The organism is Leucobacter allii, assembly GCF_022919155.1.
GTDB classification, from domain to species: Bacteria; Actinomycetota; Actinomycetes; order Actinomycetales; family Microbacteriaceae; genus Leucobacter; species Leucobacter allii.
Genome location: NZ_CP095045.1, coordinates 453,959 through 475,587 on the forward strand (window position 1 = coordinate 453,959; position 21,629 = coordinate 475,587).

At 69.7% G+C, this 21,629-nt stretch carries 20 protein-coding genes and 1 pseudogene; 15 read left to right on the forward strand and 6 right to left on the reverse strand.

Features of this window, described 5'->3' with window-relative positions; genetic code table 11:
- Positions 1 to 31 precede the first annotated feature (31 nt).
- Complete coding sequence (locus MUN78_RS01975; protein ID WP_244728440.1) at positions 32 to 1,450, forward strand: sensor histidine kinase; 1,419 nt, start codon at positions 32 to 34, stop codon at positions 1,448 to 1,450.
- The gene (locus MUN78_RS01980) at positions 1,447 to 2,118 is read left to right on the forward strand and encodes a response regulator (protein ID WP_244728442.1); all 672 of its coding nucleotides are present in this window, start codon (positions 1,447 to 1,449) and stop codon (positions 2,116 to 2,118) included. The genes MUN78_RS01975 and MUN78_RS01980 overlap by 4 nt, the downstream gene beginning before the upstream one ends.
- A 113-nt stretch (positions 2,119 to 2,231) precedes the next feature.
- Here MUN78_RS01980 and MUN78_RS01985 read toward each other — a convergent pair whose 3' ends face one another.
- From MUN78_RS01985 to MUN78_RS02010, 6 genes and pseudogenes are all read right to left on the reverse strand, one after another.
- Entirely contained in the window at positions 2,232 to 3,431 is a 1,200-nt protein-coding gene (locus tag MUN78_RS01985) for a pyridoxal phosphate-dependent aminotransferase (protein ID WP_244728444.1), read from the reverse strand.
- A gap of 87 nt (positions 3,432 to 3,518) precedes the next feature.
- Positions 3,519 to 4,358, reverse strand: a complete 840-nt coding sequence (locus MUN78_RS01990) for an IclR family transcriptional regulator (protein WP_244728446.1) — start codon at positions 4,356 to 4,358, stop codon at positions 3,519 to 3,521.
- Between the two features lie 88 nt (positions 4,359 to 4,446).
- On the reverse strand, positions 4,447 to 5,457 hold the full coding sequence (locus tag MUN78_RS01995) for a 2-phospho-L-lactate transferase CofD family protein (RefSeq protein ID WP_244728448.1): 1,011 nt from the start codon (positions 5,455 to 5,457) through the stop codon (positions 4,447 to 4,449).
- Positions 5,454 to 6,314, reverse strand: a pseudogene (locus MUN78_RS02000) (ABC transporter ATP-binding protein); the annotation flags it as partial. The pseudogene MUN78_RS02000 and the gene MUN78_RS01995, both read right to left, overlap by 4 nt.
- Before the next feature lie 62 nt (positions 6,315 to 6,376).
- Positions 6,377 to 7,453: a FecCD family ABC transporter permease gene (locus MUN78_RS02005; protein ID WP_244728452.1), complete on the reverse strand. Its 1,077-nt coding sequence runs from the start codon at positions 7,451 to 7,453 to the stop codon at positions 6,377 to 6,379.
- Between the two features lie 2 nt (positions 7,454 to 7,455).
- Positions 7,456 to 8,457, reverse strand: a complete 1,002-nt coding sequence (locus MUN78_RS02010) for an ABC transporter substrate-binding protein (RefSeq protein WP_244728454.1) — start codon at positions 8,455 to 8,457, stop codon at positions 7,456 to 7,458.
- Positions 8,458 to 8,634: 177 nt separating this feature from the next.
- Between MUN78_RS02010 and MUN78_RS02015 the strand changes: the two genes are divergently transcribed.
- The 13 genes from MUN78_RS02015 (at position 8,635) to MUN78_RS02075 (ending at position 21,563) form a co-directional block, all read left to right on the forward strand.
- Positions 8,635 to 9,252 (forward strand): amino acid synthesis family protein, encoded by a 618-nt coding sequence (locus tag MUN78_RS02015; protein ID WP_244728456.1) that lies wholly within the window; start codon positions 8,635 to 8,637, stop codon positions 9,250 to 9,252.
- Between the two features lie 34 nt (positions 9,253 to 9,286).
- A complete protein-coding gene (locus MUN78_RS02020; RefSeq protein WP_244692777.1) occupies positions 9,287 to 10,633 on the forward strand; it encodes an aminotransferase class III-fold pyridoxal phosphate-dependent enzyme in 1,347 nt (448 codons plus the stop codon).
- On the forward strand, positions 10,630 to 12,072 hold the full coding sequence (gene hydA, locus MUN78_RS02025; protein WP_244728458.1) for a dihydropyrimidinase: 1,443 nt from the start codon (positions 10,630 to 10,632) through the stop codon (positions 12,070 to 12,072). Before MUN78_RS02020 ends, hydA begins: the two co-directional genes overlap by 4 nt.
- 112 nt (positions 12,073 to 12,184) lie before the next feature.
- The gene (locus tag MUN78_RS02030) at positions 12,185 to 13,153 is read left to right on the forward strand and encodes an LLM class flavin-dependent oxidoreductase (protein WP_244692779.1); all 969 of its coding nucleotides are present in this window, start codon (positions 12,185 to 12,187) and stop codon (positions 13,151 to 13,153) included.
- 14 nt (positions 13,154 to 13,167) lie between these two features.
- On the forward strand, positions 13,168 to 13,836 hold the full coding sequence (gene npdG / locus MUN78_RS02035; protein WP_244692780.1) for an NADPH-dependent F420 reductase: 669 nt from the start codon (positions 13,168 to 13,170) through the stop codon (positions 13,834 to 13,836).
- Positions 13,833 to 14,666, forward strand: a complete 834-nt coding sequence (locus MUN78_RS02040) for a carbon-nitrogen hydrolase family protein (protein WP_244692781.1) — start codon at positions 13,833 to 13,835, stop codon at positions 14,664 to 14,666. The genes npdG and MUN78_RS02040 overlap by 4 nt, the downstream gene beginning before the upstream one ends.
- Before the next feature lie 12 nt (positions 14,667 to 14,678).
- Positions 14,679 to 16,139 (forward strand): aldehyde dehydrogenase family protein, encoded by a 1,461-nt coding sequence (locus MUN78_RS02045; protein ID WP_244692782.1) that lies wholly within the window; start codon positions 14,679 to 14,681, stop codon positions 16,137 to 16,139.
- 14 nt (positions 16,140 to 16,153) lie between these two features.
- A complete protein-coding gene (cofE, locus tag MUN78_RS02050) occupies positions 16,154 to 16,906 on the forward strand; it encodes a coenzyme F420-0:L-glutamate ligase (protein WP_244692783.1) in 753 nt (250 codons plus the stop codon).
- Positions 16,906 to 17,592 carry a CofC family guanylyltransferase gene (locus MUN78_RS02055; protein ID WP_244728460.1) on the forward strand — a complete coding sequence of 229 codons (687 nt, stop codon included), beginning with the start codon at positions 16,906 to 16,908 and terminating at the stop codon, positions 17,590 to 17,592. Before cofE ends, MUN78_RS02055 begins: the two co-directional genes overlap by 1 nt.
- A 226-nt stretch (positions 17,593 to 17,818) precedes the next feature.
- The gene (locus tag MUN78_RS02060; protein WP_244728461.1) at positions 17,819 to 18,757 is read left to right on the forward strand and encodes an ABC transporter permease; all 939 of its coding nucleotides are present in this window, start codon (positions 17,819 to 17,821) and stop codon (positions 18,755 to 18,757) included.
- On the forward strand, positions 18,750 to 19,538 hold the full coding sequence (locus MUN78_RS02065) for an ABC transporter ATP-binding protein (protein WP_244728463.1): 789 nt from the start codon (positions 18,750 to 18,752) through the stop codon (positions 19,536 to 19,538). The genes MUN78_RS02060 and MUN78_RS02065 overlap by 8 nt, the downstream gene beginning before the upstream one ends.
- Entirely contained in the window at positions 19,538 to 20,353 is an 816-nt protein-coding gene (locus MUN78_RS02070; RefSeq protein WP_244728465.1) for an ABC transporter permease, read from the forward strand. The genes MUN78_RS02065 and MUN78_RS02070 overlap by 1 nt, the downstream gene beginning before the upstream one ends.
- Positions 20,354 to 20,492: 139 nt before the next feature.
- On the forward strand, positions 20,493 to 21,563 hold the full coding sequence (locus MUN78_RS02075) for an ABC transporter substrate-binding protein (RefSeq protein WP_244692788.1): 1,071 nt from the start codon (positions 20,493 to 20,495) through the stop codon (positions 21,561 to 21,563).
- The last annotated feature ends 66 nt before the right edge of the window (positions 21,564 to 21,629 follow it).

Genomic DNA, 21,629 nt, shown 5'->3' on the forward strand with positions numbered 1-21,629 from the left:
GGATCGCGCGTCTCCTGCCTAGGCTGGGGGCATGACGCGACAGGAGCTCCGCGCCGGCCGCGCGCGGACGCCGGATCTCGGCGCACGCCTGGTGGAGGCGGTGCTCGCGTGCGCCGTGGTGCTCGTGCTCTGCGTCGTCGTCCTGGCCGCGGGGGAGCGGCAGGCCTCGCCCGGGGCGTTCCTCGCCGTCGTCGGCTTCGGCGCGCTCGCCCTGCTCGGCGCGTTCGCCCCGCGGACGGCGCTCGCCGTGACCGTGCCCGGCATCTTCGCCTACTACGCCGCGGGCTTCCCGCCGCTCGGCATGGTGCTGCCCGCGGCGGCCGCGCTGTACCTCGCGGCGTCGCGGGGGCGGATCCCGTGGGCGATCGGCGGCGCCGCCGTGCTCCTCGTCGTGTCGACGCACTTCCGCCTCGTCGACGCCGATCCCGCGGCGCGGTTCACGGGATACGAGTACGTCACCGAGATCGCGCTCGCCGCGGCGGCGATCGCGCTCGGCGCCGCCGTCCGGCTGGCGCGCGTGCGCCGCGAGCAGGCGGCCCGCATCGCGGCGCTCGTCGCGGCGGAGCAGGCGCACCTCGCCCGGGGGCGGGCCCATGACGCGCGGAATCGGATCGCGCGGGAGCTGCACGACACGGTGGGCCACCAGCTCACCGTGGTCGCCCTCCACGCGGCGGTCGCGGAGGAGGCCGTCGGCCGCGACGACGGAGCGCTGCGCGCCGCGCTGCGGCGCGTGCGCGAGGCGAACGGACGGACGCTCACGGAACTGCGCGCCGCGGTCCGCCTGCTCCGCGCGGACGACGACGGTCCGACCGATGCCGGGCTCGACGCCGGCCCGACCGACGCCGGCCCGACCGACGCCGGCTCGCACGATGACGGACCGGACGACGCAGAACGTCGCGACGCCGCGGCGCGCGTCGATGCGCTGCGCCATCCGGTGCCGAGCCGTCCCGCGTCGCGCCGCCGCGCGCCGCAGGACGACGCCCCCGGGGCCGCGGGCAGCGCATCCGCGGTGCCCGCGGCTGCGCTCGAGCAGGCGCTCGGCCTGAACGCCCTCCTCGGCACCGCCCGGGAGGCCGGCATCGCCGCCGACGCGGCGATCGACGTGGCGCCCGGGCTCGGGCCGATCCCTTCGGAGACCGTCGCCGCCGCGCAGCGGATCCTCACGGAGGCGACGACGAACGCGCTGCGCCACGCCCGCGCGACGCGCCTCAGAATCGCCGTGCGCCTGCGGCCCGGGCGCTTCGAGGCGGAGCTCGTCGACGACGGCGTCGGCTGCACCACCGCCGAGCTCGGCTCGGGGCACGGCGTGGCGGGCATGCGCGAGCGCGCGCGGCAGCTCGGCGGTTCCGTGCGCGTCGAAGCGACGCCCGGCCTCGGCTGCGCCGTCCGGCTCGCACTGCCGCTGGGCGCGGAGCGGCCCGGCGCTCGCGCCGCGGGGGCGGACGCATGATCGAGCTCGTCATCGTCGACGATCAGGAGCTCGTCCGGGCGGGCCTCCGGCTGCTCGTGGAGCGCGACGGCGACATCGCCGTCGTGGGCGAGGCCGAGAACGGCGCGGACGGCGTCGAGCTCGTGCGGCGGGTGCGCCCCGCGGTCGCGCTCATGGACCTCAGCATGCCCGTGCAGGGCGGAGTGGCGGCGACGGCCGCGATCGTCTCCGATCCCTCGCTCGCGAGCACCCGGGTCCTGGTGCTGACGACGTTCGACACCGACGCCGAGGTGTTCGCGGCGATCTCGGCGGGCGCCGCCGGCTACCTGCTGAAGGACGTCTCCCCCGAAGGCCTCCGTGCGGCGGTGCGCGCCGTGGCCCGTGGCGACGGCTGCCTGGACCCGGCGGTGACGGCGCGGGTGATGCGCGCCGCCGGTTCCCCGGCGGTGCGCGCACTGCCCGCGGAGCTCACCGAGCGCGAGAGCGACGTGCTCGCGCTCGTCGGCCGGGGCCTGAGCAACGAGGAGATCGCGCGCGAGCTGTTCCTCAGCCCGGCGACGGCGCGCACGTACGTGAGTCGCCTGCTCGGCAAGCTCGGTGCACGCGACCGTGCGGCGCTCGTCATCCTGGCCTACGAGTCCGGGACGGTGCGGCCAGGCGGGGGAGCAGAGGGGGGACGGCGCGCGTGAGGCGGGGACGCCGACGGCCCGGGTGATCAGGGGACGCCGGCGATCCCACGAGATGCGGGAACGTCGACGGCCCGCGAGATCGAAGGATCCCCGGGCCGTCGACGCCGCGACGTCTACTCGCCGAGGAGCGCCTGGATGCGGCGCACGCCCTCGAGGAGGGCCTCGTCGCCGAGCGCGTAGCTGAATCGCAGGTAGCCGCTCGGGCCGAAGGCCTCGCCGGGCACGGCGGCCACCTCGGCCTCGGAGAGGATGAGATCGGCGAGCTCGAGCGAGGTCGTCGGGGTGACGCCCCGGTAGCTCTTGCCCAGCGCCCCGGTGACGTCGACGTAGGCGTAGAAGGCGCCCTCGGGCGTCGGGCAGACGAAGCCGGGCACCTTGCCGAGCTCTTCGACGATCACCTGGCGGCGGCGATCGAAGGCGAGTCGCATCTCCTCGATCGGCTCGGTCGGGCCGGTCAGTGCCGCGATGGCCGCGCGCTGCGCGATGTTGTTGATGTTCGAGGTGAGGTGCGACTGCAGATTCGCCGCGCCCTTGATGATGTCCGCGGGGCCGACCATCCAGCCGAGGCGCCAGCCGGTCATCGCGTAGCTCTTGGCGACGCCGTTGACGAGGATCGCGCGATCCTGCAGGGCGGGCACCGCCTCGACGATCGACGTCGCGCGCAACCCGTAGGTGAGGTTCTGGTAGATCTCATCGGCGACGACCCAGAGTCCGTTCGACTCGGCCCACTCGCCGATCGCCCGCGTCTCCTCCGGCGAGTACACGGCGCCGGTCGGGTTCGACGGGGACACGAACAGCAGCACCTTGGTGCGGTCGGTGCGCGCGGCCTCGAGCTGGTCGACGGTCACCTTGTAGCCCTGATCGGCCCCGGCGAACACCTCGACGGGCACGCCGTCGGCGAGCTGGATCGCCTCGGGGTAGGTCGTCCAGAACGGCGAGGGCACGATGACCTCGTCGCCCGGATCGAGCAGTGCCTGGAACGACTGGTACACGGCCTGCTTGCCGCCGTTCGTGACGATCACCTGCGAAGCCGACGCCTCCCAGCCGGAGTCGCGCGCGGTCTTCGCGGCGACGGCCTCGCGCAGCTCGGGAAGCCCGGCGGCCGCGGTGTAGCGGAAGTTCTTCGGATCGTCGAGCGCGGCGCGCGCCGCGTCGACGATGTGCTCGGGCGTTGCGAAATTGGGCTCGCCGGCCGCGAAGCTGATGACCGGGCGGCCCTCGGCTTGCAGGGCCTTCGCCTTAGCATCGACTTTGAGGGTCGCGGATTCCGCGATTGCACTGATCTTCTTCGAAAGGCGGGAGAGATTGCTCACGACACCTAAGCCTAGGGGACGAGCGCCCGAAGCGCATCGCCTTTCCGAAGAAAAGTGAACCAATGGATCAAAAATTGCGCGAACGGTTCAGATCGTGCCGTTGATCCCGCTCTCAAGCAGCGGTTCTGCGAAGCCCTGCGCCTCGCGCGAGGCCGTCAGCAGGCGCGCCGTCTTCTCCGCGGCCTCGATGGCGAGCTGCCCGAGCTGTCGTGCGTTGTCCGGTGTGATGCGGTAGGTCGGGCCGCCGATCCAGAGGGCGTACTTCGGGAGGCCGTCGATCATCACCGGCGCCGCCACCGAGGCCGCGTCGCGTTCGAGCGCGCCGTAGAGCCAGGCGTAGCCGTGCACCCTCGCCGGTTCGAGCGACTCGATGAAGAGATCGAGCTGATGCAGGTTCTCCTGGGGGTAGCGGGGTGCGAGCAGCTCGCGCACCTCGTCCGGATCCCGGTGGGCGAGCAGCGCCTTGCCCGTCGAGGTGAGCCACGGGGGCTGCGTGCGCGGGGTCTGCTTGAGGGTCTGGCCGATGAGGGAGGGGCCCACGTTCTGCATGAGCACGACGATGTCCTCGCCCTGGAGCACATCGAAACCGGTGGTCTCGCCCGACGCGGTCGAGAGGTCGGCGAGGATGTCGCGCACCGCGCGCAGCATGCCGCTCTGCGTCAGGAGGCCGCCCACGATCGAGAGCGCGCCGACCGAGATGCGGGTCCGCTTGGTGTCCTCGTCGGTGAACAGGATCCCCTCGGCCTCGAGCACGGTGATGATGCGGAAGCAGGATGCCTTGGGAACGTCGGCGAGCCGGGCGAGCTCGCTCAGCCCGACCCCGTGCGGGAAGGTCGAGACCACCCGAAGTACCTTGACGGCTCGGTTGAGGAGCCCGTCCGACTTCTTCTCCGGAGCATCGTCGCTCTTCCAGGTGATCTTTGCCATTTTCGAACTATATCAAGCCAACGGTTCATTTTTCGACGGTCGGGCGACGCGCCTGCGGGTCGGCTCGTGCCGCGGCCGTGCGCCGACCTCAGCGCGGCACGGCCTCGACGAGCTCCCACAGAGCCTCGACGATGCGGGTGTCGCGCTCGTCGCCGCCGAAGCGCAGCTCGGATGCGGTCGTCGGCATCGGATGCGGCCCGGGTGTCGCGTCGATCGGGTCGAGCAGCCAGCCGTCGAGCAGCCCGCCGGACTCGCGGGCGCCGTAGAAGTCGCGCACCCCGGTGGCCGAGCACTCGACGCCGGCGACTGCGAGACAGCGATCGGCCCAGCCCCGAACCGGGCGTCCGCCGATGATCGGCGAGAGGCCGACCACGGGGGCCGAGGTCGCACGCACGGCCTCGCGCACACCCGGGATGTCGAGCACCGGGGTCACGGAGACGATGGGGTTCGAGGGGGCGATGACCACGACGTCAGCATCGCGGATCGCATCGAGTACTCCGGGTGCCGGCCGGGCCTCGGCGGCCGCCGGAGAACGGAAGCGGCACGGCATCGGCTCGGCTTGGCCGCGCACCCACCACTCCTGGAAGCCGAGCGAACGCTCCGCCGTTCCGGACGCCTCATCCGGCCAGAGGGTCTCGGCCGGCACCTCGGCCGGCACATCGACGACGGTCGGCGACGGGTCGTCGGTGACGGGGCGCACGCTCGCCTCGATCCCGAAGTCCTCGGCGAACTTCGCGGTGACCTCGCTCAGCGTCAGGCCCTGCGCCAGCAATCGTGTGCGGATCAGACTGTGGCCGAGGTCGAGATCGCCGAGGTGGAACCAGGCGGCCTCGGGCAGATGCCGTCGAAGCTGCTCGGCGATCGTCGCCGAGTCGCCGGCGCGCCCCCATCCTCGAGCCGTGTCGCCGAGGTCGCCGAGATGGTACAGCACCGAGTCGATGTCGGGGGAGATCCGCAGGCCGAGATGGGTGAAATCGTCGCCGACGTTGACGATCGCGGTGAGGTCGAGCCTGGAACGCGTCTCGCGTCGCCAGATGTCGAGCGCGAGCGCGCATCGCGCGCCTCCGACGCCGCCGGACAGCAGTGCGACCCGCATCATCGGCTCCCGTCGTCGAGCAGCCCGACGCCGGCCTCGTCCACCGAGACGGGCGCGTCGCCGAACGGGGCGAAGGGGATGCCGTCGTGCAGGGCGCCCGCGAACAGGCCCGCACCGGCCGGGCGGGGCGCCCCCGCCGGGCTCCGGTCTCCGCGGGGCGCGTAGCGCAGGGAGAATGTCGGGCGCTGACCCTCGTGCGGGGTGACCTCGACCTCGACGCCGAGGTGCTGCAGGACGGCGGCCGAGGTGAGCGTCTCGGCGGTCGGGCCGATCGCCTCGACGCTCCCGGCCGACATGAAAGCGACCTGCGTGGTGACCTGGCTCGCGACGTTCAGATCGTGCAGGCTCGTGACGAACGCGGTGCCGTCGCCGGCCAGCTCGCGCAGGAGGAGCGCGATGTCGCGGATGGCGGCGAGATCGAGGTGGTTCGTCGGCTCGTCGAGAAGGAGGAGGCGCGACCCCTGCGCCAGGGCGCGGGCGATCCGAGCGCGCTGCCGCTGGCCGCCCGAGAGCTCCCCGAGCGGCGCGTCCCGCAGCTGAGCGATGCCGCAGCGCGCGATCGCGGCATCTGCCGCTTCGAGATCTCCCGCGGTGAACGACTGCAGCAGTCCCCGGAACGGCACCCGGCCCAGGCGTACGTACTCGGCCACGGTGAGCGGGGGGACGGCCTCCGTCTCCTGCGGTACGACCGCCACCTGGGTCGCCCACTCGGCGCGCGGGGTGCGCCCGATCGTGCGGCCGTTCCAGCGGATCTCGCCGCGATCCGGCGCGAGGAAGCCGGAGAGCAGCTGCAGCAGGCTGCTCTTGCCCGAGCCGTTCGGGCCGATCAGTCCGAGCACCTCGCCCGGGCGCACCTCGAGCGCGGGCGTCGAGAGGGTGAACCCCCGGCCGCGGGAGCGGGTGAGCGGCGTCGTGGTGAGGGTCATGCGACCTCCCGATTCCTCTGCAGCATGATGCCGGCGAATACGATGGCACCGAGCACCGCGGTCATGATCCCGACGGGGAGTTCCTGCGGGGCGACGACGAAGCGGGACGCGGCGTCGGCGAGCACGAGCAGTACGGCGCCGGCGATCGCGGAGGCGACGAGGAGCCCGCGCTGGGAGAACCGCGCGGTGCGACGCACGATGTGCGGCACGATCAGTCCGACGAAGCCGATGGATCCTGAGACGGACACCATGCCTGCCGCGAGCAGCGAGGCGGGGATGAGCACCCCGGCGCGGGCTCGTTTCGCGTCGAGACCGAGGGAGTGGATCTCTTCGTCGCCGAGCAGCAGCACGTCGAGCAGGCGATGGATCACGATGAGCGCGCCGCCGAACAGCACGAGCGACACCGCCGCGATCGCCGCGCTCGACCAGGTGACGCTGCTGAGCGAGCCGAGCAGCCAGTGGAGCACTTGCCGGTAGCTGTCGTTGTCGCGCGAGCGGAAGATGGTGAGCGAGGTGAATGCGCTGAACAACGCGGTCACGGCGACACCCGCGAGAATCACGCGGGTCGCCTGCGCGCTCCCGCGCATTCGCCCGAGGAGCAGTGTCGCCGCGAGGGCCGCGAGTCCGCCGATGAACGCGGCGAGCGGCAGCGCGAGCGAGACGCCGAGGAGGATGACGGAAACGGCGCCGAACGAGGCGCCGGAGGAGATGCCGAGCAGGTACGGCTCGGCCAGGGGATTGCGGAGGGCCGTCTGCATCGCGACGCCCGCCATCGCGAGGCCGGCGCCGACGACCGCCGCGGTGACGACTCGGGGGATGCGCACCTGCATGAGGATCGCCTCGTTCGGTCCCCACTCCGACGGCGGACTCGTCGCCGCGGTGACGAGCGAGCTCATCGGCACCGGGACGGACCCGAGCACCGTCGCGAGCACGAGGGACACGACGAGGAGCGCGCCGAGCGCCGCGATCACCGCGCCCGACCGCATGCGCCAGGCGAATCGCGGCGCCCGAGCGGCCGGAGACCGCGCCGCAGCGGCGGCGAGCGCCATGCGATCCGTCGTCGTGCCCGGCATCGTCAGTCCGCGTCCGCAGCGAACTCGGCGGCGGCGGAAGCGACGATCTCGACGCCGTCGACGTTGCGCACTCCGGCCTCGGTGGTGTCGAACGGCACGGTGATGTAGCGCTGCTGCACCACGGCCCGCATCGTCTGTGCCGCGGGCTGGGTCTCGATGCGCTCCCGCTTGTCCTCGGCCGTGCTCCACGGCGTGTCGACGAGCACGATGACGTCGGGGTCCGCCGCCACGAACGATTCCCACGAGAGGCTGAGCCAGCTCTCCTCGCTCTCGGCCTCGACGTTGCGGAGCCCGGCGGCCTCCATGATCATGTTGGGGGCGCCGGTCCCCCCGCCGACGAAGGGTGCGTCGTCGCCCGAGCTGTACCAGAGCGCGGTGAGCTCCCGGTCGGGGCGCTCGATCGCCTCCAGACGCCGCTGCTGCTCGGCGACGAGCTCCTCGGCTCGCTCCTCGGCGCCGAAGATCGTGCCGACCTCCCGGAACATGGCGAAATCGTCCTCGAAGGTCAGCGCCTCGGGTGCTGCTTCGCCGAAGTCGCACGCTGCAGGCGAGACGTAGCTGCGGATCCCGAGCTGCTCGAGCGCGTCGCGAGTGCCGGGGCCGTCCGCGGAGAGGTTGGACGCCCATCCGGCGAACACGAGATCCGGGGTCTGACTGACGAGGAGCTCGCGCCCGGGAACGTCGTCGGAGATCACATTCGGCTCCCACCCCGATGGCAGGAGCTCGTCGGGCAGCGGGCCGTCGAGGAACGCTGAGGCGACGACGCGATCCTCCAGGCCGAGCGCGAGCATCAGCTCGAGCGGTGTCGACTTGATCGTGACGACGCGTTCCGGGGTCGGCGAGATCGCAAGATCGGTGTCGCAGTTCCGGATCGTCTGCGACGGTTCGGTTCCTTCGACCCCGTCCGATTCGGCGACACCCGTCGCGCTGCACCCGGTCACTGCGACGAGCCCGAGCGTGAGAACGACGATTCCCGAGCTTATGAACCGATGGTTTGATTTCATTCTGCTCGTGATTCCTTCCATGGGGTGAACTCGCTCCTGATTGTCGCACGATGTCGCATCCGTGTCGATATCTCTTGATTCATAAGGTTTTGATGAGGTTTCTCTTGGCAGTGGGGCTCTGGCTCGAAGCGCTCGGGTGAGCGAATCTCGAATCATGCTTGATTTTGTTTCGAACCAGTGGTTCACTTACTCGTGGAAGTCGAAGTTATCGAAGGAGATGCGATGGAGCCGCAGGTTCGCAAGATTGTCCGGCACGTGGAGGAACTGCGCGAGGAGAACGGGCGGGTGCTCGAGCGCCCGCACCGGATCGCGCTCGTCGCGGCGATCCTGAAGAACCCGTTCGGTATCGACGGCTACGTGCAGGATCTCGTGACGCTCGCTGACGAGCTCGGCGAGGCGGTGGGCGAGTTGGTCGGACCCGAGTGCGTCGCGCTGCTCGATGACGAGGTCGAGGTGTTCGGCAAGGTCGCGTTGGTCGGTGTCGGCGGTGAGACCGAGCACGGCTCGGCCATCATCCACAATCTGAGGTTCGGAAACGTGTTCCGCAAGGCTGCTGCGGGGACGGAGCTGCTCCCCGCGGCCGAGAAGGTCGGGCTGATGGGGGCGGCGATCGATGTGCCGTTGAAGCACAAGCTCGACGCGAAGACCCGTTCGCATCACCAGACGTTCACGTTCCGGATCGAGGACGCTCCGCGGCCCGACGAGATCGTGATCGGCTGCGTGGCGGGGAACCAGGGCAGGCCGCTCGCGCGGCTGGCGACGTTCGGCTCCGAGGCGCCGGTGTCGGTGGCCTGAGCGGACGCGTGGACAGCGACGAGTGGAGATGCGCATGAGCACGGCAGCATGGACGAAGGAACAGGTCGCGGAAGCGGATCGCGAGTATGTGATCCACTCCTGGTCGAAGCAGGGCGGGCTGAACGCGCGGCCGATCGCGGGGGCTTCGGGGTCGTGGTTCTGGGATTATGACGGGAATCGGATCCTCGACTTCCAGTCGCAGCTGGTGAACAGCAACCTGGGGCACCAGCATCCCCGGCTCGTGAACGCGATCAAGGAGCAGGCCGACAAGCTCTGCTACATCGGCCCGGGGTTCGCGGAGGAGTCGCGGGCGAAGCTCGCGCAGCGTCTCGCGGAGATCACTCCGGGGGATCTGCGGATGAGTTTCTTCACCACGGGTGGGGCTGCGGCGAACGAGAACGCGATCCGGCTCGCGCGTCACGTCACCGGTCGCAGCAAGATCGTGGCCCGATACCGCTCGTACCACGGTGCGACCGCCGGGGCGATCTCGTTGACGGGTGATCCGCGCCGATGGCAGGCGGAGCCGGGGGTGTCGGGGGTGGTGCGCATGCTCGATCCGTACACGTACCGCTGCCCGGCGGGGCATCCGGATCCCTGCCCGGTGTGTTCGGGCGGTCCGCACCTCGAGGAGATCCTGCAGTACGAGAATCCCGAGACGGTCGCGGCCGTGATCCTGGAACCGGTGACGGGCACCAACGGCCTGATCTACCCCGGCGAGAACTACCTCCGCTCGATCCGTGAGGTCTGCGACACCTACGGGATCCTGCTCATCTTCGACGAGGTCATGGCCGGCTTCGGGCGCACGGGCGAGCTGTTCGCCTGCAACCACTGGGGTGTGGTGCCCGACATCCTGATCACGGCGAAAGGGCTGAACTCGGGGTACGTGCCGTTGGGGGCGATGACGGTGTCCGCGGAGATCTCCGAGTGGTTGCACGGTCATAAGTTCTGGGGCGGGCTCACCTATGCCGGGCACCCGCTCGCCTGCGCGTCCGCGGTCGCGTCGCTGGACATCATGGACGACGAGGATGTCGTGGCAAACGCGAAGCGGCAGGGCGAGCGTCTCGGTGCGGGGCTTGCGGAGTTGGCCGAGCGCCACGAGTCGATCGGTGAGATCCGCGGTCGCGGACTCTTCTACGGCCTCGAGCTCGTGCGGAGCCGTGAGACGCGGGAACCGCTGGTGCCGTTCAACGCGGTCGGAGAGGCCGCCGTGCCGATGCAGCGCATCGTGAAGGCGGGGATGGCGAAGGGCCTGTATCTCTCGGCGAACTTCAACGTCATGCGGCTCACCCCGCCGCTCGTGATCACGGGCGACGAGATCGACTTCGCGCTCGAGATCCTCGACGACGTCCTCACCCTCGCCGACGAGGCGGTGACGGTATGAACGGGGACGCCGAGGGCCGACGGATCGCGGTCCGCGGCGGCACGGTCGTGAACGCGGAGGGACGCGTCCGGGCCGATGTCCTGATCCACGGCGAGACGATCGTCGGGATCGGGATCGACCAGGGCTGGGAGGCCGACGAAGTCATCGACGCGACGGGCACCTACGTGCTCCCCGGCGGCATCGACGTGCACACCCACCTCGAGTACCCCATCGACGGCTTCACGACACGCACGGCCGACGACTTCGCCACGGGATCGATCGCGGCCGTGTTCGGCGGCACGACCTCATTCATCGACTTCGTGAAGAAGCATCCGGAACGGACGCTGCACGAGACCTTCGTCGAGCGGCGCGGCGTCGCCGAGGAGAAGAGCATTGTGGACTTCGGGCTCCACGCGATCGTGCCCCCGCTCGCGCAGCAGCCCGATGCGCACGAGGATCTCCGCCGCCTGCACGCCGAGCAGGGGGTCTCCAGCTGGAAGTTCTTCATGGCCTATCCCGGAACCCAGATGGTGGAGGACGACGAACTGCTCGCCGGGATGGATCTCGCGCACGAGCTCGGCGCGCTGCCGATGGTGCACGCCGAGAACGGCCACATGATCAATCGCGCGGTGAAGCAGCTGCTCGACGACGGCAACACCGCAGAAACCTTCCACGCCGAGGCTCATGGCCACGCGCAGGAGGCCGAGGCCGTGCATCGTGCCATCGTGCTCGCGCAGGAGGTCGGCACGCCGCTCTACGTCGTCCACGTCTCCAGCCGGCACGCCGCCCAGGAGATCGCGGAGGCCCGAGCCGAGGGCGTCCCGGTCTGGGGCGAGACCTGCCCGCAGTACCTCCTCGCCTCGCGCGAGGACTACGAGGGGCTGGGCGACGCCGCCGCGGGATACATCTGCTCGCCGCCGATCAGGGAGCGCGCCAATCAGGAGTCCCTCTGGACGTACCTCGGCGCGGACGGCCTGTCGACCCTCGCGACCGATCACGCCGCCTTCTGTATGCATCAGCCCGAGGATCTGCCCCCGCAGAAGATGCGCTCGCCCGGCTACTTCCCGAAGGTGCCCAACGGGGTGCCCGGCCTCGAGGACCGCATGATGGTGGCGTGGGAGGCCGGTGTCGTGGCCGGCCGCATCGACCCGTGCCGCTTCGTGGAGGTGACTTCGGCGCGGCCGGCGAAGCTCTTCGGCCTCTACCCGCGTAAGGGCAGCGTCTCGGTCGGCGCCGACGCTGACATCGTGCTGTGGGATCCGGAGGCCGACCACACGATCACGGCCGAGGGCTCGCACTCGCGCACCGACTACAACCTCTACGAGGGGATGCGGGTCAGCGGGCTCCCCGTCACCGTGCTCAGCCGCGGCCGTATCCTCCTGCGCGATCGCAAGCTCCAGGACGCGGCACGGGAGACCCGCGGCCGCTACCTGGAGCGCGGGCCGGCGCAGCTGTACTGACCGCGGGACGCCGCGGCCGCGGCGCCCGCTCACGCAATGACCTTCGAGCCGCGGCTCATGAAAGAAAGGCAGCACTATGAAAATTCCTCTCGGGATCCATGTCGGTGATCGGATGACGCTTCCGGAGACGTGGGAGGTCGCGGAGTACACCGATCAGCAGGGGTTCGATTCGTTCTGGGTGGCTGAGGGGCGCATGGCCCGCGACGGCATCGTGCCGGCGGCGATCGTCGCGTCTCGCACGAAGCAGATCCGTATCGGTACCGGGGTCGTCAACAACAAGAGCCGCAATGTCGCGCTGATGGGGGTGACCTTCAAGACGCTCGACGAGGTGGCGCCGGGGCGTGCGATTCTCGGGATCGGTGCGTGGTGGGAGCCGCTGGCGACGAAGCTGGGCTCCCCGATCCGCAAGCCGGTCGCGTCGATGCGGGAGTACATCACGATCCTGAAGGAGCTGTTCGACAACAAGACGGTCACCTTCGATGGCGAGTTCTACCACGTCGACGGGATTCGCTTCGACAGCATGTACCGGGAGAACACCGAGGTGCCGGTGCCGATCTACGTGGGCGCCGTCGGTCCCAGGATGCTCGAGCTGTCGGGTGAGATCGCCGATGGCGTGCACATGGACTTCCTGTTGCCGCCGTCCTATCTGGTGGGTGCGAAGGAGGCGATCGATGCGGGGATCGCGAAGCGTACCGATGGGAAGACGGAGATCGACCTCACCCAGATCATCGCGTGCAGCGTGAACGATACGGATCCGCAGGAAGCGATCGATGCCTGCAAGGCGTTCTTGACGCTGTATCTCATGCAGCAGCCGCATATCGCGGCGCACTCGGGGGTCGAGCCCGAGCTGGTGGAGCGGATCCAGGAGATCGCGGGCTGGCCCGCGACCAAGGAGGACATCAAGCGTGCGATGCAGCTCGTCCCGAACGAGCTCGTGCAGAACGTGACGGCGTGCGGGTCCACCGGCACCGTGGTGGAGAAGCTGCTCGAGTATCGCGAGGCGGGCGTGCGCGTGCCGGTGATCTCGACGCACGGCGACCATCATCAGACGCTCGTGAACATCACCGAAGCGCTGCAGTAGAGAAGGGGAAGCCGATGACGATCGCAATCGTTGGAGGATCCGGGCCGCAGGGCAGCGGGATCGGGGTGCGGCTCGCCGCCGCGGGGGAGCGGGTCGTGCTCGGCTCCCGTGACGCCGCTCGGGCGGTCGCCGAAGCCGAGCGCCTCAGCGAGGCTCACGGGCTCCGCGGATCCCTCACGGGGGCTGCGAACCGGGACGCCGTCGAAGCGGCGGATACCGTGATCCTCGCCGTCCCCTACACGGGCCACACCGAACTGGTCGAGAGCCTCGCGGTGCCGCTCAGCGGCAAGCTCGTGATCAGCTGTGTGAACCCGCTCGCGTTCGACAAGCACGGTCCCGTCGGGGCTGAGATCCCGGATCGCAGCGCCGCCGAGGAGGCCGCGCGCCTGCTCCCGGAGAGCGTCGTCGCGGGCGCATTCCATCACCTCTCGGCGGTGACGCTGCACCGGCTCGAGCACGATCTCAGTCACGAGGACGTCCTCGTGTGCGGTGACGATCAGGCGGGCAAGGAGCGCGTGATGCGTCTCGCCGAGCAGGTGACGGGGGGCCGCGCCATCGACGTCGGCGCGCTGCGCCTCGCGCGCCATCTCGAACCCTTCACCGCGGTGCTGATCTCGGTGAACAAGCGGTACAAGACCAACGCCAGCGTCTCGCTGACCGGTATCGGAAAGGGGGAGAAATGAAACTGGCAGCTCTGCAGGTGAGCGCGAGCGAGGATCGCGACGACACGATCCGGCGTACCGGTGAACTGATCGATGAGGCCGCGAGGCAGGGCGCGGGGGTGCTGCTGCTGCCCGAGTTCTTCGCGATCCCGTTCGTGCAGCCCGACCCCGACCCGGGGTATGTGACGTGGGCGGAGCGGATGGACGGCCCGTCGAATACGCTCGCGCAGCAGAAGTCGGCCGAGCACGGGATGACGGTCGTGTCCTCGTTCTTCGAGGGCACCGACGTGCCCGGCGTGTTCCACAACACCTCGGTCACGTTCGTTCGCGGTGAGGCGCGGCAGGTGTATCGCAAGTCGCATCTCCCGTTCTCCAACGGGTTCCCGGAGAAGTTCTACTTCCGACCCGGGCAGGAATCTCCATCCGTGGTCGATGCGGGGGATGTGAAGCTGGGGACCATCATCTGCTACGAGCGGCACTTCCCCGAGCTCTCTCGCACGGTCGCGCTGGCCGGGGGCGAGGTGCTGTGCGTGCCGGTCGCGTCCGCGTCCGCGCCGATGAAGGAGGTGTTCCAGCTCGAGTTGCGCGCGCACGCCGTGTTCAACCAGTTCTTCGTGATCTGCTCGAACCGGGTCGGGCTCGAGGGCACGAAAGACTACTTCGGGCTCAGCGCGGTCTACGGTCCCGATGGCACGATCCTCGCCCAAGTGCCGGATGGCGAGGAGGGCGTGGCGGTCGCTCAGGTCGACCTCGAAGAGATGCGTGCCGCGCGCATGCGCCGCCCGTTCTTCCGCGACCGCCGCCCGGAGCTCTATGGTTCATTAGGAGAGGAGCCGGCCGGCTCCCGCTGAGCCAGGAGACGCATGGAGCCGACAGTGCATCGCGACGAGCTCTTCATCGGGGGCCGTTGGATCGGCGCCGCCGCGAGGCGGCGCCGATCGGTGACCGATTCGAACACCGGTGAGATCCTGGGATCGTATCCGCTCGCCGAAGTCCCGGATCTCGACGCCGCGGTCGCAGCCGCCGAGGCTTCGCTGCGCGACCGCAGCGGGTGGGGCGGCTATCCCGGGATGCAGCGCGCCGCGGTGATGCGGCGGTTCGCCGACGCGATCGAACGCCGCCGCGCGCCGCTCGGAGAGCTGATCAGCCGTGAAGTGGGGACGCCGATCGCCCGGTCGATCTACAGCAACGTCGACACCGCGGTCGAGCTTCTGCGCTTCTACGCGAGCGTCATCGAACGCACCCCGATCGAAGATCTCCGCGGCGCCGAGCGTGGGTTCTCGATCGTCCGCCGTGAGGCGGTCGGCGTCGTCGGCATGATCGGCCCGTGGAACTTCCCGCTGAGCACCCTCTTCTTCAAACTCGCCCCCGCGCTCGCCGCCGGGTGCACCGCGATCGTGAAGCCGGCGTCCGACACGGCGCTCGACTCGTACTTGATCGCCGAGGCCGCCATCGAAGCCGATCTGCCGCCCGGCGTGCTGAACATCCTGCCGTGCGCGCACGAGACGGCCTCACGTCTGGTGGCGCATCCCGGGGTGAAGATGATCGCCTTCACGGGATCCACACCGGTGGGCCGGGAGCTCTCGACCGTCTGCGGCGGGCTCCTCAAGCCGGTGACCCTGGGGCTCGGCGACAAGTCGGCGGCGCTGCTGCTCGAGGACGCCCCGCTCGAGCGCTTCCTCGCGGAGCTGCACGACCTGAGCTTCTCGAACAACGGCCAGGCCTGCTCGAACAACTCCCGGATCATCGTGCCGGCCTCGCGCTACGACGAGATCGTCGACGGCATCGTGGAGGAGGTGTCGTCGTGGCGGATCGGCTCCTCGCTCGACCCCGAGAGCCGGATCGGGCCGCTCGTCACCGAGGAGCATCGCGCGTTCGTCGAGCGGCACACCGATCGGGCGGTGCGCGAGGGCGCGCGGATCCTCACCCGGGGCGCGCGGCCGGATCGTCCGGGCTACTTCGTCGCGCCCACCGTGCTCGGTGAGGTGACGCCCGAGATGACGGTCTTCCGCGAGGAGGTCTTCGGGCCGACCGTCTCCGTCACCCGGTACAGCGGTGATCCGGAGGAGGGGGTGCGCCTCGTGAACGATTCCGCCTACGGCCGTGCGGGAGCGGTGTTCACCGAGGATGAGTCGGTCGGCATCGACATCGCGCGCCGCATCGACACCGGCGCGGTCGGATTCAACATGTACAACTTCGATATCCATGCCCCCTTCGCGGTGCGCAAGGACTCCGGGATCGGATTCGAACTCGGAGCCGAGGCCATCGACGTCTACCTGAACTACAAGACGATCTTCACGCCGGCCGTGCCCGCCGGATTCTGAACGGAGCTCAGACCATGCAGATCCTCCCCGTCGACGGCCTTCCGGAGTTCGCCCCCGGCGTCTCGATCGCGCGGGAGATCGCGGCGGTCGGCGAGGTGCAGCCCGGCGACATCCTCGTGGTGACGAGCAAGATCGTCTCGAAGGCCGAGGGGCGCTTCCTCCCGGCGTCCGAGAAGGCACGGGCGCTCGCGGCGGAGACGGTGCGCGTGGTGGCCGCGATCCCGGGCGGCGGAGCCTCGGCCATCGTGGAGAACCGCCTGGGGTTGGTGATGGCCGCGGCCGGTATCGACGAGAGCAACGTCGAGGGGGAGCGGCTGCTGCTCCTGCCGCAGGATCCGGACGCCTCGGCCCGTGCGATCGCGGAAGAGGTCGAGCGGCTCACCGGATGCCTCGTCGGGGTGCTGATCAGCGACACCGCGGGCCGACCGTGGCGCGTCGGCCAGACCGACATGGCGATCGGGGCGGCTCGCGTGCAGGTCATCGACGACGTGCGCGGCACGACCGACGCGAACGGCAAGCCGCTCGCGGTCACCCAGCGCTGCATCGGCGACGAGCTCGCTGCGGCCGCGGATCTCGTGAAGGGCAAGGCCACGGGGGTGCCGGTGGCGATCGTCCGGGGGCTCGCGCACTACGTCGGCGTCGGGTTCACGGCGGGTGCGCGCTCCATCGTCAGAGATCCCGAACAGGATCTCTTCCGCCTGGGGACGGCCGAGGCGATCGCCGAGGGACGCCGGCGGAGGGAACGCGCGCCGGGGGACGACGCGTAGTGGACGCCGCGCTCTGGCACGCCGTCGTCCCGATCCGGAGCTTCGGATCGGGGAAGCAGCGCCTGCGCGCAGTCGCGAGCGGGCCCGCGGTCGACGCCGTCGCAGAACGCCTCGCGCTGCGCACGCTCGACGCGCTCGAGGGCGCCTCGCGAGTCGCGGCGAGCTGGGTGGTGACCGACGAGGAATCGGATCGCTTCGCGGGGCTCAGACGCGTGGAAGTGCTGCGCGAGGCGCGCGCGGACGGGTTGAACTCCGCGGTGCGACGGGGTCTCGAGGCGGTGCGGGAGCGCGCGCACGGGCGGGAGGAGCCGCGAATCCTCGTGCTCCACGCCGACCTCCCCTTCATCACTCCGGAGGCGATCGACGCCGTGCTGCGGCGCTGGGAGCTCTCCGCTGCCGACGCCTACGTGCCGGATCGCCGGGGAGACGGGACCACCGCGCTCGGGTACCACCCCGGGAGCGCGCGGCCTCCGATGTTCGGGCCGGGATCCGCCCGCCGGCACTCGGAGGCCGGATTCGCCCGCACCCGGCTCCCCGAGGCGCATCCGCTCCGTTCGGATCTCGATACGCGGGATCAGCTGGTGCAGTACCTGCGCTCGGGCGCGGCGGATGCGCTCGACGGGGTGATCCGCGGGCTCGATCTCGGGCTGCACGAGTGCGGTCCGGCGCGTTCGACGGCGGCGTAGGCGGGCGCTCGGCCTCGCGCACGACCGCCGCACGCCCGGCGCACGGCATCAGGAAGGGCCAGGCGGACAGCCGCGCATTCTCGGTATTCCAATTTGTGAACCGTTAGTTCTTTTCTGCGCTGGATCGATTCTGTTGCCGGTGCATTACATAAATAAAAAGTAGTATCGCTCCCACTCAAAAGGCTGTATCTTAAACAGAACCAACGGTTCATATACGGGAGTTGCAATGACGCAGACCACAATCAGAGAACGCCCGCCGTCCCAGTTGCAGCGGGCGTCGGAGCACCGAGCACCGGGGCGCCCGAACGTGTTCGCGCCGATCCTCCGCATCCTCGCCATCGCGATCGGGGTGCTGGTCGCCGTCGTCGTCCTCTGGGAGGGGTACAAGGCGCTCGGGCAGGCGACGGGCGACAAGATCCCGTTCACCGCGATCCCGCTGCCGGTCTCCACGTCCGACTACGCGATGCCGCACATCCTCACGATCCTGTCGGTGCTCGCCGAACCCACGAGCGGGGCCTCGGGCCAGTCGCTCTTCGTCTACCTCATGCAGCAGCTCTCGGTGACGCTGCGCGAGGCCGGGCTCGGCCTGCTCATCGGCGCGGTCATCGGGTGCGGGCTCGCGGTGCTGCTGCGCGAGATCATCGTGCTGAGCCGCGGGCTCCTGCCCTGGCTCGTGATGTCGCAGACCATCCCGCTGGTGGCGCTCGCGCCGATCATCGTGGTGTGGGCGGGGGCCGCCGGGCTGCCGAGCTGGGTCGCGGTGACCGTGATCTCCGCGTACCTGTCCTTCTTCCCCGTGGTCATCAACATGCTCACCGGCCTCAACAGCCCGAAGCCCGTGCAGCTCGAACTCATGCAGTCGGTCTCGGCCTCGCGGTGGCAGATCCTGTGGTGGCTGCGCTTCCCCTCGGCGGTGCCGAACCTGTTCACCGGCCTCCGCCTCGCCGCGACGGCCTCGGTGATCGGCGCCATCGTGGGCGAACTCTCTGCCGGCACCGGCCTCGGTATCGGCCGCGCGATCCTGACCGCCGCCTACTACTACAGCAATTCGCCGGAGACCCTGTTCGCGGCCGTGCTCATCGCGTCGCTCGGCGGTGTCGTGTTCGTTCAGATCATCACCCTCATCGAGGTGCTCGTTCTCAGGAAGAGGAATATCAATGGTTAGCGCAATCTCAATTCAGAACGCGAGCAAGACGTTTCACGTCTCCGGCAAGTCGATCCCGGCGCTCGACGACATCACGCTGGACATCCCCGAGGGGGCGTTCGTCTCGCTGCTCGGACCGTCGGGGTGCGGCAAGAGCACCCTGCTGCGCGTGATCGGCGATCTCATCGATCCCGACGGGGGCACGGTCTCGATCCTCGGCAAGAACGCCCGCGCGGCGCGGCAGGATCGCGACTACGGCATGGTCTTCCAACAGCCGGGGCTCATGGACTGGCGCACGATCCAGAAGAACGTCGAGCTCCCCCTGCAGGTGGCCGGAGTCAAGGCGGCCGAGCGAGCGGCGCGTGCGCAGGAACTGCTCAAGCTCGTGCGGCTCGAGGGCTTCGAGAACCACCGCCCGGGTCAGTTGTCGGGGGGCATGCAGCAGCGCGCCGCGATCGCGCGCGCCCTGTCCTTCGAACCCAAGATCCTCCTGATGGACGAGCCGCTCGGCGCGCTCGACGAGATGAACCGAGAGTACCTGCAGCGCGAGCTGCTGCGCATCTGGCAGTCCACCGGCACCACGATCGTGTTCGTCACGCACAGCGTCTCCGAGGCGACCTTCCTCTCGACCGAGGTCGTCGTGATGTCCCCCCGGCCGGGCAGGGTCGCCGAGCGGATCCCGATCGATCTGCCGTACCCCCGAGTCGACGAGACCCGCACCTCCGAGGAGTTCTACCACGCGGAGACTCGCGTGCGCGAGGCGCTCCACTCGGTGCTCGAGCCCACGACGGCCGGCGTCTGATGACGGCGACGCAGGCAGTCTCGCTTCCGGCGAGCGGAAAGAACTCCAGAGCGGCGGAGCGGCTCAGGTCGTTCCTCCCTGCGATCGTGGTCGGGCTGGTCGTCCTGATCCTCTGGGAGGGCATCGTGCGGCTCGCCCAGGTGCCGTCGTTCATCCTCCCGGCGCCGTCGGACGTCATCGCGACGTTCTTCTCGCGGTTCGGCGAGCTCATGTCGGCAGCGCGGGTCACGACGGTCGGCGTCTTCGGCGGCATCCTGATGGGCGGCGCCCTCGCCGTCATCGCCTCGCTCATCGTGAGCCTGTTCGAGCGGTTCGCGAAGACGGCGCTCGTGCTCGTCGCCATCATCAGCTGCGCCCCGGTCGTGGCCCTCGCCCCCATCTTCAACGCCTGGTTCGGTGCGACCAACATCTTCTCGAAGATCTCGGTGGCGGCGATCATGGTCTTCTTCCCCGTGATGGTGAACACCACGCGGGGGCTGCTCGCCGTGACGCCCCTGCACCGGGAGCTGCTCGACTCGCTCGGCGCCTCGCGGGGCCAACTGCTGCGTTTCGTGCGGATCCCCGGTGCGCTGCCGTCGCTCATCGACGGGCTGAAAGTCGGATCGACCCTCGCGGTCATCGGCATCATCGTCGCGGAGTACTTCGGCGGAACGGCGAACGCGCTCGGCGTGATGATCGCGAACTCCGCGGCGCTCTCGCAGTTCAGCCTCACCTGGGCCGCGGTCTTCGCCGCGAGCATTCTGGGCCTCACCGCCTACGGATTGGTGCTCCTGCTCGGCCGTACCGTCGTCCCCTGGAAGCAGACGGCGCTGTGACCGGCCTCACCCCATGCAATACCCCATCACCCGTTCGGAAGTAAGGAAAACAATGATGTTTCAGAGCAGAGGAGTCCGTTCGGCTCTCTCGATCGGCGCGGCCGGTCTCCTGGTCGCCAGCCTCGCCGGCTGCGGCAGCATGTCCGAATCCACCGACACCTCAGTCGCGGCGTCGAACGCGGATTGCGAGCAGATCGACAAGGTCACCGTGGTGCTCCAGTGGGTCGCGCAGGCGCAGTTCGCCGGCTACTTCGCGGCGGCCGACGAGGGCTACTACGCCGACCAGTGCCTCGACGTCACCATCCAGGAGGGCGGCACGAACGTCGTCCCCCAGCAGGTGCTCGCCTCGGGCAACGCGCAGTTCGCCGTCAGCCACGTGGTGAAGAGCATGGCCTCCCGTGAGGAGGGCGCCGACATCGTGAACATCTCGCAGGTCTTCCAGCGCGGTGCGTACCTCGAGGTGGCCTGGGCCGATTCGGGCATCGAGACGCTGCAGGACTTCACGGGCAAGAAGGTCGGCTCCTGGGGCGCTGGCAACGACCTCACCCTGCGCGCCGCGCTCGAGGGCGAGGGCGTCGATTTCGACAAGGACTTCGAGATCGTTCAGCAGCCCTTCGACATGTCGCTGCTGCTCAACCGCGAGGCCGATGTCGTGCAGGCGAAGACCTACAACGAGTTCGCGCAGCTGCTCGAGACGGTGAACCCCGACACCGGCGAGCTGTACCAGCCGGAGGACTTCAGCGTGATCAATCTGCAGGAGCTCGGATACCAGACGCTCGAGGACGGCGTCTACTCGAGCAGCAAGTGGCTCGAGGAGGGCGACAACGCCGATGTCGCCGCGCGCTTCCTCGCCGCGACATACGAGGGCTGGGCGTTCTGCCGCGACGATGCCGAGAGCTGCGTGCAGTCGGTGCTCGATCGGGGCAGCGCGCTGGGAGCGACCCACCAGACCTGGATGATGAACGAGGTGAACAAGCTCATCTGGCCGAACCCGAACGGCGAGGCGATCGGGACGCTCGATCCCGATGCGTGGGATCAGACGATCGAGGTCGCGATGGGCGGCGGCGTGCTCAGCGAGGCACCGGACGACGGCGCGTCCCGCTCGGACATCCACGAGGCGGCGCTGAAGCTGCTCGAGGACACGGACGTCGACGTGGTCGGCGACGACTTCGAGCCGATCGAGGTGGAGCTCACCGAGGGCGGCAAGTAGGTTTCAGGTATCTCAGGGGATCCGGCGGCGCGGGACGCGGCGCCGGATCCCCGCTTCTGCGAGCGC

Excerpts from the sequence above, each read along its gene's own strand:
- MUN78_RS02070 (WP_244728465.1), top strand. The coding sequence starts at position 19,538 with ATGACGGCGACGCAGGCAGTCTCGCTTCCGGCGAGCGGAAAGAACTCC.
- MUN78_RS02060 (WP_244728461.1), top strand. The coding sequence starts at position 17,819 with ATGACGCAGACCACAATCAGAGAACGCCCGCCGTCCCAGTTGCAGCGG.
- MUN78_RS01975 (WP_244728440.1), top strand. The coding sequence starts at position 32 with ATGACGCGACAGGAGCTCCGCGCCGGCCGCGCGCGGACGCCGGATCTC.
- MUN78_RS02020 (WP_244692777.1), top strand. The coding sequence starts at position 9,287 with ATGAGCACGGCAGCATGGACGAAGGAACAGGTCGCGGAAGCGGATCGC.
- MUN78_RS02045 (WP_244692782.1), top strand. The coding sequence starts at position 14,679 with ATGGAGCCGACAGTGCATCGCGACGAGCTCTTCATCGGGGGCCGTTGG.
- MUN78_RS01995 (WP_244728448.1), bottom strand. The coding sequence starts at position 5,457 with ATGATGCGGGTCGCACTGCTGTCCGGCGGCGTCGGAGGCGCGCGATGC.
- MUN78_RS02075 (WP_244692788.1), top strand. The coding sequence starts at position 20,493 with ATGTCCGAATCCACCGACACCTCAGTCGCGGCGTCGAACGCGGATTGC.
- npdG (WP_244692780.1), top strand. The coding sequence starts at position 13,168 with ATGACGATCGCAATCGTTGGAGGATCCGGGCCGCAGGGCAGCGGGATC.
- cofE (WP_244692783.1), top strand. The coding sequence starts at position 16,154 with ATGCAGATCCTCCCCGTCGACGGCCTTCCGGAGTTCGCCCCCGGCGTC.
- MUN78_RS02040 (WP_244692781.1), top strand. The coding sequence starts at position 13,833 with ATGAAACTGGCAGCTCTGCAGGTGAGCGCGAGCGAGGATCGCGACGAC.
- MUN78_RS02030 (WP_244692779.1), top strand. The coding sequence starts at position 12,185 with ATGACGCTTCCGGAGACGTGGGAGGTCGCGGAGTACACCGATCAGCAG.
- MUN78_RS01980 (WP_244728442.1), top strand. The coding sequence starts at position 1,447 with ATGATCGAGCTCGTCATCGTCGACGATCAGGAGCTCGTCCGGGCGGGC.
- MUN78_RS02065 (WP_244728463.1), top strand. The coding sequence starts at position 18,750 with ATGGTTAGCGCAATCTCAATTCAGAACGCGAGCAAGACGTTTCACGTC.
- MUN78_RS02005 (WP_244728452.1), bottom strand. The coding sequence starts at position 7,453 with ATGCCGGGCACGACGACGGATCGCATGGCGCTCGCCGCCGCTGCGGCG.
- MUN78_RS02010 (WP_244728454.1), bottom strand. The coding sequence starts at position 8,457 with ATGAAATCAAACCATCGGTTCATAAGCTCGGGAATCGTCGTTCTCACG.
- MUN78_RS01990 (WP_244728446.1), bottom strand. The coding sequence starts at position 4,358 with ATGGCAAAGATCACCTGGAAGAGCGACGATGCTCCGGAGAAGAAGTCG.
- hydA (WP_244728458.1), top strand. The coding sequence starts at position 10,630 with ATGAACGGGGACGCCGAGGGCCGACGGATCGCGGTCCGCGGCGGCACG.